Source organism: Campylobacter sp. BCW_6877 (assembly GCF_001762445.1).
Taxonomy (GTDB): Bacteria; Campylobacterota; Campylobacteria; order Campylobacterales; family Campylobacteraceae; genus Campylobacter_D; species Campylobacter_D jejuni.
On record NZ_MJWW01000059.1, the window covers coordinates 308,548 to 323,483 of the forward strand.

General features: G+C 31.5%; 12 protein-coding genes. All 12 read right to left on the reverse strand.

The features are described 5' to 3' along the window. Window positions 1-2 precede the first annotated feature (2 nt). Complete coding sequence (locus AJ936_RS08830; RefSeq protein WP_070274404.1) at window positions 3-1,718, reverse strand: nickel-dependent hydrogenase large subunit; 1,716 nt, start codon at window positions 1,716-1,718, stop codon at window positions 3-5. Between the two features lie 2 nt (window positions 1,719-1,720). Beyond that, on the reverse strand, window positions 1,721-2,860 hold the full coding sequence (locus AJ936_RS08835) for a hydrogenase small subunit (RefSeq protein WP_002861961.1): 1,140 nt from the start codon (window positions 2,858-2,860) through the stop codon (window positions 1,721-1,723). Window positions 2,861-2,979: 119 nt separating this feature from the next. After that, window positions 2,980-4,821 (reverse strand): bifunctional tRNA (5-methylaminomethyl-2-thiouridine)(34)-methyltransferase MnmD/FAD-dependent 5-carboxymethylaminomethyl-2-thiouridine(34) oxidoreductase MnmC, encoded by a 1,842-nt coding sequence (mnmC, locus tag AJ936_RS08840; protein ID WP_070274406.1) that lies wholly within the window; start codon window positions 4,819-4,821, stop codon window positions 2,980-2,982. Beyond that, complete coding sequence (locus AJ936_RS08845) at window positions 4,818-6,797, reverse strand: N-acetylmuramoyl-L-alanine amidase (RefSeq protein WP_070240365.1); 1,980 nt, start codon at window positions 6,795-6,797, stop codon at window positions 4,818-4,820. The genes mnmC and AJ936_RS08845 overlap by 4 nt, the downstream gene beginning before the upstream one ends. Further along, on the reverse strand, window positions 6,797-7,888 hold the full coding sequence (locus AJ936_RS08850; protein ID WP_002861964.1) for a nitronate monooxygenase: 1,092 nt from the start codon (window positions 7,886-7,888) through the stop codon (window positions 6,797-6,799). Before AJ936_RS08850 ends, AJ936_RS08845 begins: the two co-directional genes overlap by 1 nt. Further along, the gene (tyrS, locus tag AJ936_RS08855) at window positions 7,885-9,090 is read right to left on the reverse strand and encodes a tyrosine--tRNA ligase (RefSeq protein WP_070274408.1); all 1,206 of its coding nucleotides are present in this window, start codon (window positions 9,088-9,090) and stop codon (window positions 7,885-7,887) included. Before tyrS ends, AJ936_RS08850 begins: the two co-directional genes overlap by 4 nt. An 11-nt stretch (window positions 9,091-9,101) precedes the next feature. Then, window positions 9,102-11,297 carry a bifunctional (p)ppGpp synthetase/guanosine-3',5'-bis(diphosphate) 3'-pyrophosphohydrolase gene (locus AJ936_RS08860; RefSeq protein ID WP_070274410.1) on the reverse strand — a complete coding sequence of 732 codons (2,196 nt, stop codon included), beginning with the start codon at window positions 11,295-11,297 and terminating at the stop codon, window positions 9,102-9,104. Beyond that, window positions 11,281-11,505, reverse strand: coding sequence for a DNA-directed RNA polymerase subunit omega (locus AJ936_RS08865; protein ID WP_002853464.1), 225 nt, complete (start codon window positions 11,503-11,505; stop codon window positions 11,281-11,283). Before AJ936_RS08865 ends, AJ936_RS08860 begins: the two co-directional genes overlap by 17 nt. Window positions 11,506-11,515: 10 nt before the next feature. Next, the gene (gene pyrH, locus AJ936_RS08870; protein WP_002871033.1) at window positions 11,516-12,235 is read right to left on the reverse strand and encodes a UMP kinase; all 720 of its coding nucleotides are present in this window, start codon (window positions 12,233-12,235) and stop codon (window positions 11,516-11,518) included. Between the two features lie 51 nt (window positions 12,236-12,286). Beyond that, window positions 12,287-13,480, reverse strand: a complete 1,194-nt coding sequence (locus AJ936_RS08875) for a murein hydrolase activator EnvC (RefSeq protein WP_044779024.1) — start codon at window positions 13,478-13,480, stop codon at window positions 12,287-12,289. Then, window positions 13,477-14,283 (reverse strand): FtsX-like permease family protein, encoded by an 807-nt coding sequence (locus AJ936_RS08880; protein WP_053872703.1) that lies wholly within the window; start codon window positions 14,281-14,283, stop codon window positions 13,477-13,479. The genes AJ936_RS08875 and AJ936_RS08880 overlap by 4 nt, the downstream gene beginning before the upstream one ends. Then, on the reverse strand, window positions 14,270-14,935 hold the full coding sequence (locus tag AJ936_RS08885) for a cell division ATP-binding protein FtsE (protein WP_002856386.1): 666 nt from the start codon (window positions 14,933-14,935) through the stop codon (window positions 14,270-14,272). Before AJ936_RS08885 ends, AJ936_RS08880 begins: the two co-directional genes overlap by 14 nt. Window position 14,936 lies beyond the last annotated feature (1 nt).

Here is a 14,936-nt window from a genome sequence, read left to right on the forward strand (position 1 = left end):
CCTTATAAATTGACATTCACTTTATATTCGCTTAGATTATTGCCCTTAGTATCCATTACATGCACTGCACAAGCAATACAAGGATCATAAGAGTGAATTTTTCTAATGATTTCAAGCGGTTGTTTTACATCAGCGATTTTAAGTCCTATCAAACATTGCTCATAACTTCCACCTACGCCATTTGCGTCTTTTGGACTTGCATTCCAAGTAGAAGGCACCACAGCTTGCCAGTTTTCAATGACGCCATTTTTAATTCTACACCAATGGCTTAATGTTCCGCGTGGCACATGCCCCATATAGCGTCCTTTGTATTCTTTAGAATTATCGATCACATAAGGCGCACAAGTACTCTGATCTACTTTTAAATTTTCAACTAAATTATTAAACGCTTTTAAAGCATTATTTGCAACGATTTTTGCTTCAATACAACGCGCAGCTGTTCTTCCAAGTGTGCTAAATACAGCATTTAAAGGAAGTCCTGTTTCTTTTAAGAACTCATCTACCACAGGAACAACATTTTGACTACCTTTGGCATAATTTACAACGATATTTGCTAAAGGTCCTACTTGCATAGGGTTTCCTTCATAGCGTGGAGCTTTAATCCAGCTATATTTACCCTTAGTATCAAACACTTTAGAATGAACATTATTTCCATGATGATCTACACTTTCTCCATCTACAAGTCCTGTATAATTTGGATTTGTTTTGCCATCATAAGGATGTAAAGGTTCATTGTCTGCATACCAAGAATGAGTTGCCTCTTCAGTAATCTTATCTTCTTCTACTTCATAAACCTTGCTTAAATCTCCATTTTTGATAATACCACTTTCAAAAAGCCATTCATCTCTTCCGAGTTGGAATTCTTTAAAGGTGTAAAGATTATTTACCCCTATATCGTTTAAAACACTTGCTTCATGCGCATAAGCTTTTCCTGCCATCACAAGATCAGGATAATACGCACGATTAACAAAGTCTTGTACTTCTTGGAATTTAACCATATATTCACCCATTCTTGCAGGATCAAGTAAATCCATAACGCAAGTTACACCACCAACAGTTAAGCTTTGTGGATGTGGATTTTTAGCTCCAAAAATCGCCATACATTGAGCAATGATTCTTTGGATTCTTAAACATTCTAAATAGTGAGAAAGAACGATTAAATTTTGCTCAGGACTTAAACGATAAGTTGGGTGACCATAGTACGCATTAGCAAAAGGTCCTAAATTTCCTTTATCTACGAAAGTTTTAAGTCTTTGTTGCACTTCAAGAAGTTTATCCGCACCTGTTGCATAAGGATTTGGAGTGTATTTAAAAGCTTCATCGCTTGCTTTTTTAACATCAGCACTTAAAGCACTTACCACATCAGCCCAATCAAGCCCATGAAGTTGATAAAAATGTACAATATGATCGTGTAAGAATAAAGCCGCATTCATTAAAGTTCTTGTTAAAAGGGCATTTAAAGGCGGAGTAATACCTAAAGCATTTTCAACAGCAACTATACCTGCTTTATAATGTGAAAAAGTACAAACTCCACAAATTCTTTGTGTCATAAAACCCGCATCTCTTGGATCACGCCCTTTTACTATGGTTTCAATACCACGCCACAAAGTAGAGCCAGCATAAGCTTCTTTTACCACATTGTTATCATCAACAACAACTTCAACTCTTAAATGCCCTTCAATTCTTGTAATAGGATCTACGATTATTTTTTGACTCATTTTTATTCCTTATCTTTTTGCATGGAAGATATAACTGCGTGCGCTGCTATAGCAACACCTGTGAGCGTAAGCACGCCTATGCCGATTTTATCTGAAACACTATCCGCGCCCAAACCAAAAACAGTATCAAATTTACGACTAGCCATAGGCTCCTCAAAAGGTCCCATAGTATCCCAAAAATCAGGCTCGGAACAACCTATACAACCATGCCCTGCTTGGATAGGCCAAGAAGTGTGCTGGTTAAATCTCTCTCTTGAACAGTTATTGAAAGTATAAGGCCCTTTACAGCCTACTTTATAAAGACAAAAACCTTGTTTTGCTCCTTCATCTCCAAAGGCATGCACAAATTCACCCGCATCAAAATGTCCGCGTCTTTCACAAAGATCATGAATTCTTAAGCCATAAGCCCATTTTGGCCTATTATATACATCAAGTGCTGGTAACTCACCAAATAATAAATAATGAAGCACATTACCCACTATATTTTTTTCACTTGGAGGACAGCCTGGAACATTGATCACAGTTTTGCTTGTTACTTTACTTAAAGGCTGCGCATTACTAGGATTTGGTCTTGCTGCTTGGATTCCTCCAAAGCTAGAACAGGTTCCTATAGCAAAAATAGCCAAAGCATTTTCACTTGCCATTTTTGAAAGCTCATAGCCTGTTTTTCCATGTGCACCTATGGTTAAAAAATGCTCTGTATCACCCATAGGGATGCCACCTTCAACCATTAAAATGTATTTATTTTTATGTTTTTGAATGGCACTTTCTAAATTTTCTTCAGCTTGCCAACCTGCTGCAGCCATCACTGTTTCGTGATATTCTAAAGAAATATAATCAAAAATCAAACTATCAATCGTTGGAGTATCACTTCTTAACAAACTCTCACTACAGCCTGTACACTCAGCCATATGAAGCCACACAACAGGAAGTCTATCAGCAAGCTCAGCAGCTTTTGCTACCATAGGAGTAAAACTCGCTGGTAAAGCCAAAAATGCCGTCATAGCACCTGCCCATTTCATAAAATCCCTTCTAGAAAAACCTGACTTTTCTAATGCTTTTGCAATGCTATCATTGTCTTTTAAAGAAGGAAGCTTTTCAAGAGCCGATAAACGCGACTCTATTTGATGATAATCAATCATTATATTTCCTTTATAACATGAAATTTATTCTCTATAATAATAAAATAAAGGAAGTTAAAATAAAATTAAAAACTTACTCTCATAAGCAAATATTAGTATCAATCTTAATTAAAGTTTAATCATAAGCCTTTTTTGAGTTTGCGAATCAAAAATCTTGCAGGGTGAATAGCGTGGATGTATTTTTTTTCTAAACACAAGGGTTCATTATTTATCAATGCACACAAATACCTTGCCGCTAAAACACTTGTGCTAAAACCCCTTGATCCATGAGCAAAATTAAAATACAAATTACAAGACATTTTAGCTGGTTTTTGCTCCTTGTTTTTTGTCCATAATAAAGCTTTATATTCTTCTTTATAAAACACTTCATCATAAGCATTTCCAACTATCATAAAGCGATCACTCGAATAAGATCTAAAACCTACCTTAGAACCTATGATTTCTAATTTTGTATTTTTATCTATAAATTCGGCTATATTTTCTATATTTTGTTTATCATCTTCTTCTTTTGATTCTAAACTTGTATCAAGTCTATCATAACTTGCTCCAATCACTTGCAAATCACCTTTTATAGGACAAATATAAGCCTTAGAAGATAAAGGAAATGGAGAGTCTAAAAAAGGTTTTAGGTGTGTAACTTGACCTCTTACTTTACTTAATTTCATCTCATCATAAAAAACAAAATCTTTTGTATCTGCACCCATAGCATAAATCAAAACCGCATAATCACTTTTAACAATATTATTTTTAAATTTTAAAACAAAACACTCATTTTCAAATTTATAAGCTTGAAATTCATGATTAAAATATATACAAGCTTTACTTTTTTCAAAAAGATTTTTAACCAAATTTTTTGGAAAAATCACTCCACCATCTTCTAAAAAAGCTTGATTTTTTGAAATTTTAAGCAAAACATTTTCTCTTTGTGTGTCAAATCTTTCTTGCATCAAATCATTATGTGCAAACTCGACTACACCCTTAAATTCTAAATCTAAAATTTGTCTATAAAAACGACTTGCCTCTATAAAAGAAAGCTCTGAAAACTCCCCTAAATTTACCTTAGGCTTTAAGATTAAAGAGCTTAAAATTCCACTTTCATTTCCGCTTGCACCCTTGCCTAATTCTAAATGTTTTTCAAAAACATCTATTTCAAAACCCCTTAAACTAAGCTCATAAGCTAAAACAGCACTTGATATACCTGCACCAATAATAGCTACTTTTTTATTTTTTAAAGATGAAAATGTTCTTGAAAAATACGCTTCTTTATCTTTAAACTCAAGTTCATTTTCCAAATAAGCTTTAATCATTTCTCTTTTTCTAAAACCTTTGGTTTTTTCTACTCTAAAGCCATATTTTTTTAAATTTTTTTGTAAAAAACTTGCCGAAGAAAAGGTGCAAATTTGTGCATTTTTTTTAGAAAGTCTTGCCACTTCAAAAATTAATTTTTCATCAAACATTTGCGAGTTTTTATTTGGAGAAAATCCATCTAAATACCAAACATCAGCTTTAAAATCTAATTCTTTTAAAATAGCAATATCTTCAAAAACAAGATCTAAAAAACAATCTTCAAAATAAAAACGATAAATTCCTTCTTTAGCTTTAGGATAAAATTTTAAAAATTGCTCTAAAAGCTCTTTAAACTCTTCATAAAATCCTAGTTTTTGATAAATTTCTCTTAATTGTTCTTTTTCGATATAAAAAGCTTCTATACTGATATAAAAAAGTTTTTTGGGACGCTTAGAAGGAGTGGTTTCTAAAAAGCGTTTCAAAGTAAGAAAAAAATTTAAACCTATACCAAAACCACTCTCTGCGATAATGAAATTTTCTTGATTTTTCCATTCAAAAGAATGAGTGTAAACAAATTTGCTTTCATTTAAGCCATCTTTGGAATTAAAATAAAAATCATCAAAATCCAAAGAAAAAGGAGTATTATCCTTAAAAATTAGCTTAGCTTTTTTCATCGGTTGTTATAAAAATAACTCTCAACTCCATCAGCAATACCCTTAACCAATAAATCTTGAAAAGCTTTATTGGCGATTCTTTTACCTTCATTTGGATGTGTGATATAGCCAATTTCAATCAAAATTGCAGGCATTTGCGCACCCACTAAAACCCAAAAAGGTGCTTCTCTTACACCGCCGTCTACAATTTTATACTTTTTGCGTGTTTGAGTGAGTATATTTTTTTGTACATCAATGGCTAGTTTATTTGAAGCAACGATTTTTTCACGATTTAAGAAATTTAAAATACTTTGTTTTGAGAAATAATTAATCTCTTCAAAATCCCCTTGATTTTCTTTTTCTGCTGCTTTTTTACTTCTTTCGCTTCTTGCAGGACTTAAAAAGAAAGTTTCCACGCCTTCGCTACTTTTAGCCTTGGCAGCATTGGGTGCTGCATTAGCATGTATAGAGATAAACAAATCCGCTCTTTTATCATTAGCATATTTAGTTCTATCGCGAAGATTGATAAATTTATCCGAACTTCTAGTGTAAAGCACTTTATAACCGCGTTTTTTAAGTTCATTTCCAAGTTTTAAAGCCGCGCTTAAAACTATATCTTTTTCTTTTAAACTTCCTTTTTTATCACTTAGAGCACCGCTATCTTTTCCACCATGCCCAGCATCGATAACTATAAGTTTTCCTGATTTGTATCTCGTACTTAAGGTTTTATTAAAACTTTGAGTTGCTTTTTTATCTACATTTTGACTTGAAGTTTGCGCATGAAAACCTAAAGTGAGATTTTTATTATCCAATTTTTTTAAAAGTTTAAATTCTTTAGGAGCACTCAAAACCACACGAACAATTTTTGGATTATATTGCGTAACGACAATTGTATTTTGTCCAAAGGTAAAGCTTTTTCTATTACCTTCTAACACACCTTTAAAACTTACAACATACCGGAATTTTTGATCTTTGGTTTCAAATATTGCTATTTCTTTTTCATCCAAATCATCGCTCAAATTTAACACCACAGCGTTAGAAATTTTATCCACATCTAAAACATATAAAGGTCCTTGATCTTCTTTTTCGTTATTGGTTTTTTTATCTTGTTTTTTTATTTCTAAAACTTTGGTTTTAATTTCTGTTTTTTGATCTTGCTTTTTCTCTGAAATTTTACTAACTTGCTCAGTCTTTTTTTGGCTAGTAATTTCTTTTGAAAAAATTATTTTTTCTTCTTTAAAAGATATATCAATAGGAATTTTTTCTTTAGCATAAACCACTATGCGTATGGTTTTGGGATTAAATTGTGAAATCACTAAACGATAGTCATCAAATTTAAACTCTTTTTTACCTCCTTCTAAAACCCCATCAAAATCACTAATAAAACGATAGTTTCCTTTTTCATCTAAAGCAAAACTTTTTAATTGATTCTTATCTAAATTTGCATTTAATTCAAGCTCTACACCTTGGCTTGTTTTACTTGACTTTAAAACGTAAATTTTATCATCACTTTTTGTTTTAGAAACGATACTACTCTTTGGCTCTTGTGAAGTTTTAAAATCTATTTTTTCTATATTTTTTATTTGTTCATTAGGTGATTTTTTTTCACTTTTTTGAACTGTTTTTACAGGTTTAAAAGTTGACTTTTCAGTATCTTGAGAAATATTTTGAACCTTAATATCTTTAATAACAGCCTTTCTTAAAGCATTGATACTTGCTTCGCTTATACCACTTTCTTTTAACTCATTAGCATATGACTTGTCGTCTAAATTTAAAGTATTTGAACTGATGATCAATCTTTTTAAGATTTCAATTTTAGTTTTTTCATCTTCATTGATAACACTTTGTATATAAAGGCTTTTTAGCTGATGATGAAATTTTACTTGCACTTCGCTTTTAGAACCGATAAAATTTTTATCGAAATTTGCAAGTTCATTTTCATAAGCTCCAAAAAGAGTTGTGAAAACAAATACTAAAAATACAAAAATTTTAGCCATTATTCACCATTAACCAATTTTTCCATAAGTTCTTTAACGCTGATAAGTTTATCTAAACGATATCCATTTGCACCTGTAAAGAAAAGTCCTGTTTCTTTTTTACCTGACCATGCATCAAAAAGCCTATCTGCTATACAATACCCTACTTTAGTCGCCTCTTTTCCGCGTCCACAAGGTGCTACACAATTGCTTATACAATTGATCTTTGGACCCATTCTTTTATCTACCAAATTTAAAAGATTGGTTCTAACTCCACGAGCAGGATAGCCCACAGGAGATTTAATAAGCTCTATATCTTCTTCTTTAGAAGCTAGTAAAACGCTTTTAAACTCTTCACTTGCATCACATTCAAAAGTTCCTATGAAACGCGTCCCCATTTGAACACCACTAGCTCCTAAAGAAATAGCGTTTTCTATATCTTTTTTATCCCAAATTCCACCTGCGGCAATCACAGGAAAAGATCCCCAATTTTTAGCCTCTTCTACCACAGGAGCGATTAATTTTTCTAGCTGATAATTTGGATCTAAGCACTGCTCATAAGTAAAACCTTGATGACCTCCACTTTTTGGCCCTTCTAAAACCACTGCATCAGGTAGGCGGTTGTAACGGCTTTGCCATCTTTTGCAAATAATTTTTAAAGCCTTTGCAGATGAAATAATAGGCACTAAAGCCACATCAGGAAAATCTACAGTAAATTCAGGTAAATTTGTAGGAAGTCCAGCGCCTGAAACAATCACATTAAAACCAACCTCACAAGCATCGCGTGCTATTCTTGCATAATCATTACTTGCACATAAGATATTACACCCCAAAGGTGCATCGCCACAAACTTTTCTTGCATTATTAATTAAAGCTTGCAAACCCTTGCGTGAGTAAAAATTTTCACTTCCATAAGGCTTAGCGTTTAATTCTTTACTCGCATACTTTCTTTCTTCATAATATCCTGTTCCCACAGAAGAAATGATCCCAAGTCCACCATTTAAAGAAACTGCAGAAGCTAATCTATCCCAGCTTATGCCTAGTCCCATTCCCCCTTGAAAAATGGGATATTTTATAGTATGTTTTCCTATTTGTAAGGGTTGTAAATTCATTCTTTTACCTTTAATTTTGCAAATTTTCTTTTACCTATTTGTAAGATGTATTCTCCTCGTTCTAAATGCATTTGCTCGTCGCTAACTTTTTGAGAATTTACACTTACTGCATTAGCACTGATGCTTCTTCTTGCCGCAGAAGTAGAACTTTCCAAACCACATTCAACCAAAGCCTTAGCAAGCCAAATTTTTCCTTGTATTTCAAACTCAGCCATATCACTTGGTAAAGCATTTTGAGAATGAATCCTATCAAATTCAGACTTAGCATTATTAGCCTCTTCTTTGGAGTGAAAACGCTCCGTAATCTCTAAAGCTAAATTTTCTTTAGCTTTTTTAGGATGTAAATTGCCTTGTTCTATATCTTTTTTTATTTGCGCGATTTCTTCTAGGCTTTTTTGACTTAAAAGTTCATAATATCTAAACATCAATTCATCGCTAATACTTAAAATTTTAGCATACATATCATTAGCTTTTTCTGTAACACCAATGTAATTATTTAAACTCTTACTCATTTTGTTTACACCATCTAAACCTTCGAGTAAAGGCATCATAATCACAGCTTGTTCTTTCCCTATATTATAAACTCTTTGAAGCTGTCTTCCCATTAAAAGATTAAATTTTTGATCCGTTCCGCCCATTTCAATATCACTTTTTAAAGCCACGCTATCATATCCTTGAAGCAAAGGATATAAAAACTCGCAAATCGAAATAGGGCTTTGCTCTTTAAATCTCTTGGTAAAATCGTCACGCTCAAGCATTCTAGCTACACTAAAAGTTGAAGTAAGCTCTACTATACCCGCAGCTCCAAGTTCATTAAGCCAAGTAGAATTAAACTTAATCTGTGTTTTTTCTTTATCCAAAACCTTAAAAACCTGTGTTTCATAAGTTTTAGCATTGATTAAAACTTGCTCTTTATCCAGCTTTTTACGCGTTGCACTTTTTCCACTTGGATCACCAATTTGTCCCGTAAAATCTCCAATCAAAAACTGCACAATAGCTCCATGTTTTTGCAAAAAAGCCATTTTTGTTAAAACCACGCTATGACCTAAATGTAAATCAGGTGCTGTAGGATCAAATCCTGCCTTTATAAAGAAATTTTCACCCTTTTCATAATAATTTTTAATTAATTTTTCTATTCTTTCTTCATCAATAAGCTCTGCACAGCCACGCTTAACTTCTGCTAATATTTTTTTTATATCCATAATAAACCTTTTTAACCTTCTTTATAAGCATCATTTAAAGATGTAAAATCTAAAATCTTACAACGAGATTTTAACCTATCCTTGACACTATCTGGGTTGATATTATCAGGAATTTCCATTGTAATCTCAAAATAATCTACCGCCGAATTTAAATCACTTGATAAATTAATTGTTAATAAATTTATCTGCATTTTAGCTAAAAATGTCAAAAATTCCGCTAAAACACCTTTTTTATTTTCCAAAGAAAAAATCAATTTATAAGATTTAGGGATATTAGAATCCCATTTTATAAATACCATATCTTGATTATTATCTATCATTTTATCAGCTCTATCGCAAAGCTTATGATGGACAATAGCGTTACCACCTTTAACAAAAGCTAAAACAGCATCACCTCTTTTTGGATGGCAACAAAAATCAAAATCCACATTAGCAATTTTATGGTTACAATATAGAGTAAAATTTCCTATTTTTTGCTCTTTAATCTCATATTTATCAAACCAATATGACTTCTTGGCGTATTTTTTAAGACCATTGACTATATCTTTCAAATAAGCACTATCTGTTGCTACTTGTCTAATGCGTCTGACTAAATTTTCTTTTTCTATCCAAGTTTCAATTCTATTTTTATCAACTCCAAAAATAAAACTTAATATATTAATAGAACTTGCTAGATTAATCTCTCTGATTTTCTGCTTACAAAATTCCCTTATACTTGCTTTTGCTTTTCCTGTTTTAACACTATCTATCCAAGAACAGCGATAAAATTTATCATTGCTAGTAACCACTCGCACAATATCGCCATTTTTAAGCTCAGTTAACAAAGGCACTTTAATACGATTTACATAAGCACTTTTTGCATGAAGCCCTACTTTGGTATGCACTTCATAAGCAAAATCAAGAACCGTTGCACCACGAGGCAAAGTGAAAATTTCTCCCTTAGGAGAATAAACTGCAACATCTTCAACATAAAGACTATCTTTAGCATATTCATAAAGTTCAATAGCATTATAATCTTCTGCATTTTCAAGATTGTTTATACTTTGCATTGAAATATCTGTAAGCCAATCAAGACGAGGCGCAACCACGCTGCCATCTTCTTTATATTTCCAATGCGCTGCTATACCAAATTCCGCAATTTTATGCATATCAAAAGTTCGAATTTGTGCTTCTATAATACTTTTAGTATCAAAAAGTGTGGTATGTATGGTTTGATAACCATTTTGTTTAGGCAAGGCTATATAATCCTTAAAACGCGAAACCAAGGGATTAAAATGTGTATGTAAAATTCCCAAAGCCAAGTAACAATCACTTACTTTTTCAACCAAAATTCTTACCCCAAGTAAATCAAGAACTTCTTCAATACCAATGCCTTTTCTTTGCATTTTAAGATAAATAGAATAACTATGCTTAATGCGTTTTTGAATTTCAAAACTACCTTGTCTAAAGCCATTACTCAAAAATAAAAGTTCGATTTTGGAAATAAATTCATTTAAACCTAATTGCATTTCTTGATTATTGGAATTGATATAATTGTCAATAAGCTTATACTCATCTGGCATAAGATATTTAAAACTAAGATCTTCCAAATAATTTTTTATGCTTGAAATACCAAGTCTATGAGCTATTGGGGCATATACAACTAAAGTTTCTTCGCTGATTCTTTTTTGCTTATCTTCTCTTAGAATATCAAGAGTAAGCATATTATGCAGTCTATCGCATAACTTCACAATCAAAACCCCAACATCTTCAATGCTTGCTAAAAGCATATTTCTGAAAGTCAAGGCTGATTTAGTTAAACTTTTTTTAGATTTTGATGAAATGAGATTATCTTCTCTAATTTCTATAATTTTAGTAAGCCCTAAAACAAGTTTTAAAACCTCAGAACCAAACTGCTCTCTAAGTTCTTCTTCGGTGCAGTTTGTATCTTCGATCACATCATGCAATAAAGCAGCTAAAATATTGCTTTTATTTTCACTTAAAAATCCAACCAGTGTTGCTACTAAAATAGGATGTACCGCATAAGGCTCTCCACTTTTTCTAAACTGCCCTTCATGGCAAAATATACAGTAATCTACTGCTTTTTCAAGAATGGCATCGTGGCCACAAATTTCGAAAAGTAAAACCTTAGCAGCTTCTAAATCTTTACAATTTTTTACATTATCGATTAATTGTTCAAGTAATAATTCTTCATCGATTGGTTTCAACTAAACCCTCTAAAGTGATTTTATTTTCTGCAATTTCATATAAAGCTATATCTGCAAGTTTATTTTTATTTTTATCAAAATCCACTAAAGGAGTCGCACCATTTGCTAATTGCTCTGCTCTTTTTGCCACCACTAAAGAAAGACGATATCTATCATTGCCCATTTTTTCCAAAGCTTTTGCCGCTACTTCTTCTATTCTTTTATCCATAATTTTCTCCTTAATTATTTTTAACGATTGAACAAAGGCTAGTATCACCTTGTATAATTTTAAGCAAATTACCCTCTTCAAACATATTACAAACCACTATAGGAAGTTTGTTGTCTTTAGCTAAAGCTATCGCTGTATCATCCATCACTTTAATATTATCTTGCATAGCCTCATCATAACTTAAAGTATTTAAAAATACTGCATCATCAAATTTTTTTGGATCTTTATCATAAACTCCATTAACTTTTGTAGCTTTTATTACCATATCTGCATCAATTTCTACAGCTCTTAAAATAGCTGTTGTATCTGTAGTAAAATAAGGATTTCCAGTGCCTGCAGCAAAAACCACAACACGACCCTTTTCTAAGTGTCTTTGTGCTCTTCTCATAATATAAGTTTCACAAAATGCTTCCATCTGAATAGCACTTTGAACCCTCACTTCAAGCCCAGAGCTTTCCAAGGCTTCTTGAATGGCAATAGCATTGATAACCGTAGCAAGCATTCCCATATGATCGCCACTTGTCCTTTTAATCAATCCACCCTTAGCAGCACTTACTCCACGAATAATATTGCCACCACCTATAACTATGCCTACTTCTATTTGATTTTTTACAAGTTCTTTAATCTCTGAAGCTATGAATTTTAAAATAGAATTTTCTATGCCAAAGCCATTTTCACCTGCTAAAGCCTCTCCTGAAAATTTTACTAAAACTCTTTTTCTCTCTTGCATTATTTCTCCTTATTTAACTTGAAATTATATTTTAAATTCCATTAAATTTAGCTAATTTAAGCTAATGAGCTCCAAAGGATTGATATGAAAATTTTTTTGAGTTACTTCAAAAGTAAGATCATTTTTTATTCTACCCACTACGGCACCTTTTTTAATATTCTTACCAACTTTAATATTAGGAGCAATCTTATCTAAATGTGCATATATTGTATGTATGCCATTATCATGTTCAACAATAACAACTCGAGCTAGCATGCTAGTATCTTTGGCAAAAACTATTTTTCCATCTAGCACATTTTTAACAACTGCATCGCTTTTATTACTTCTTAAAACTACATTCTCGTTAAAAATTTTAAGATTATAAACAGGATCAACATAATTTCCAAATTTTTGCTTCACAGTAAAAGAATCTAATGGAGCTATGGTTTTTTTTCCTGTGTAACGCTTGACTGAACCTCCTTGATAGCTTGAACCTAATTGCCTTATTTGTTGATTATTTTTTACTATTTTAGTGTCATTTTTGCTTGAATTTACATTTTCTTTATCATTAATAATTTTTAATTGATTTAATGTTTTTCTAAGCTCTTCTTGCTGAGCTTGTAAGTCATCAAGTTTTTTTGCATATATGGTTCGATCTGTTTTTTGTTTGTTGATTTCGCTAATTTGTTTTTGTTTTAAACTTTGAAGTTTAGCTAATTGAGCGTTGTAATCCTTAAGACTATCATTGATTTTCTTAATCTGAGCTTGTTTATCATCAATAAGCCTATTTATTCCCTCATAATCTTTAGAAATTTTTAAAATTTCTTCATTTAAAACTTTGTTTAAACTTCCTAAAATTTCAAAAGCCATAAAACTTTCTTCACTTTCAATATAGCCTTGAGGGATAGGTAAATCATAAGCAAAATCTTTAGCCATTAAAGATATAAGCTTACTTTCCATATTTGATTTACTTTTAAGCAAATCTTCATTTTGGCTTGTAAGGGTGTTTAACTCTTGATTTTGAGTCTTAGCGCTTGCTTCAAGCTTAGAAGTTTGTGAATTTAAGCCTTCAATTTGTAAGCTTAAGTCTTTCAAACTTTTTTCACCATTTAAAATATCACTAGCCAAATCTTCAAGTTTTTTGTTTAGCTGTTCTTGTATACGTTTATTTTCTTCTAAACTTTTTGTTTTTTCATTTATAGCATTTGCTAAACTTATATCAACAAATAAAAAAAAACAAAAAAAGATAAGAATATTTTTTCTCATCTTTTAACCTTAAACATAACTGTATTTACACACAACAAGCAAATAAACAAAGTAGCTAAAAAAATTAAAGTCAAATGTAAAATAAAATTAATAGGTGGAAAAATAATATCTACAGCCTTTAAGCTTTCTTGGATAATAGAAAGATCAAAAATTTGGGTAAAAAAGGCAAGTAAAATAACAAAAGCAATAAAACAATCAACCACAACCACCTTATAAAGCATAAAAGATCTAAACCAAAACGGAGCTCCAAATAAACACATAATTTCAATACGATCGGTATGTTCATAAAGCCAAATTCTCATCTGTTTTAAAAACAAAACAAAGGCAAGTAAAATAATGATAAACAAAAATAACCAAAAAACAAATTTCATCAAAATAAGCAAAGAGTATATCTTATCATGGGTTTTGGAAAAAGTTTCAACCTTGCTAATGCCTACAATATTTAAAAGTTGATTTTTAATTGAATTTAGTTCATTTTGATCAGGTAAAGAATTTAATTTTAAAGTATAAAATTTTGGCAGAGAATCTTTTAAAACTTTCAAATTCTTTTCAGAAACATCATTTTTCAAACGATCGATTAAATCCTTAGGATCTAAAGATTCAAGTCCAGCAAAAAATGGCACTTTTGTTTTTACCACATTCTGATCAAGTTCAGTTTTGCTGACAACTATAATATTATAATCTTTATTAACAAGTTCTTCATAATGCTTTAAAGTTGCATTTGTAATCAAAATAAACTCAAAAGCAAACATCATAAACAATAAAGATAAAATTAAAGATAAATGTGTTTTAAAAAATTTCATTCATTTTTCCATTTTCTATATTAAAACGACGATAATCCACTCTTAAATTGCTAGGAATTCTATGTGTTACCACTATAACACAAGTTCCTAAAAGTTCTCTAGCAGACTTTAAAAGAGTCCATATAATATCAGAAGAATACTCGTCCAAATTTCCCGTTGGCTCATCGCAAAGCAAAAGCTTTGGATTATGAGCTAAAGCCCTAGCCATAGCGACGCGTTGTTGCTCACCACCACTAAGTTGATTAGGCAATTTATCTGCTTTAAAAGTTAAATTTACATGCTTTAAAAGCTTAGCAGCTTGATCATGGCATACTTTTTTACTATAACCTTTAATCATTAAAGGCAACATAACATTTTTTTCAACACTATATTCTTGTACAAGTTTATAATCTTGAAAAATAATCCCTATTCTTTGACGCAATTTTAAAAGTTCTAAATTTCCAATTTTATTCATCAAAGATCCACATACTTCAAGCTTGCCAGAAATAGGTTCTAAATCCCCATAAAAAGACTTTAAAAGCGTACTCTTGCCACTCCCACTTTTACCAGTAATAAAAACAAAATCATCATCCTTAAAAGCAAAACTCGCTTCTTTAATAACTAGTTCATCATAACCTAAAGTAAGTTTATTTGCTTGGATTAAATTAGGCATC

What these genes read in the sequence shown, in the direction of transcription:
- AJ936_RS08845 (WP_070240365.1), bottom strand. Translation starts at nt 6,797, where the DNA reads ATGGCTAAAATTTTTGTATTTTTAGTATTTGTTTTCACAACTCTTTTT.
- AJ936_RS08830 (WP_070274404.1), bottom strand. Translation starts at nt 1,718, where the DNA reads ATGAGTCAAAAAATAATCGTAGATCCTATTACAAGAATTGAAGGGCAT.
- AJ936_RS08850 (WP_002861964.1), bottom strand. Translation starts at nt 7,888, where the DNA reads ATGAATTTACAACCCTTACAAATAGGAAAACATACTATAAAATATCCC.
- AJ936_RS08880 (WP_053872703.1), bottom strand. Translation starts at nt 14,283, where the DNA reads ATGAAATTTTTTAAAACACATTTATCTTTAATTTTATCTTTATTGTTT.
- pyrH (WP_002871033.1), bottom strand. Translation starts at nt 12,235, where the DNA reads ATGCAAGAGAGAAAAAGAGTTTTAGTAAAATTTTCAGGAGAGGCTTTA.
- AJ936_RS08885 (WP_002856386.1), bottom strand. Translation starts at nt 14,935, where the DNA reads ATGCCTAATTTAATCCAAGCAAATAAACTTACTTTAGGTTATGATGAA.
- AJ936_RS08835 (WP_002861961.1), bottom strand. Translation starts at nt 2,860, where the DNA reads ATGATTGATTATCATCAAATAGAGTCGCGTTTATCGGCTCTTGAAAAG.
- AJ936_RS08865 (WP_002853464.1), bottom strand. Translation starts at nt 11,505, where the DNA reads ATGGATAAAAGAATAGAAGAAGTAGCGGCAAAAGCTTTGGAAAAAATG.
- tyrS (WP_070274408.1), bottom strand. Translation starts at nt 9,090, where the DNA reads ATGGATATAAAAAAAATATTAGCAGAAGTTAAGCGTGGCTGTGCAGAG.
- AJ936_RS08875 (WP_044779024.1), bottom strand. Translation starts at nt 13,480, where the DNA reads ATGAGAAAAAATATTCTTATCTTTTTTTGTTTTTTTTTATTTGTTGAT.
- mnmC (WP_070274406.1), bottom strand. Translation starts at nt 4,821, where the DNA reads ATGAAAAAAGCTAAGCTAATTTTTAAGGATAATACTCCTTTTTCTTTG.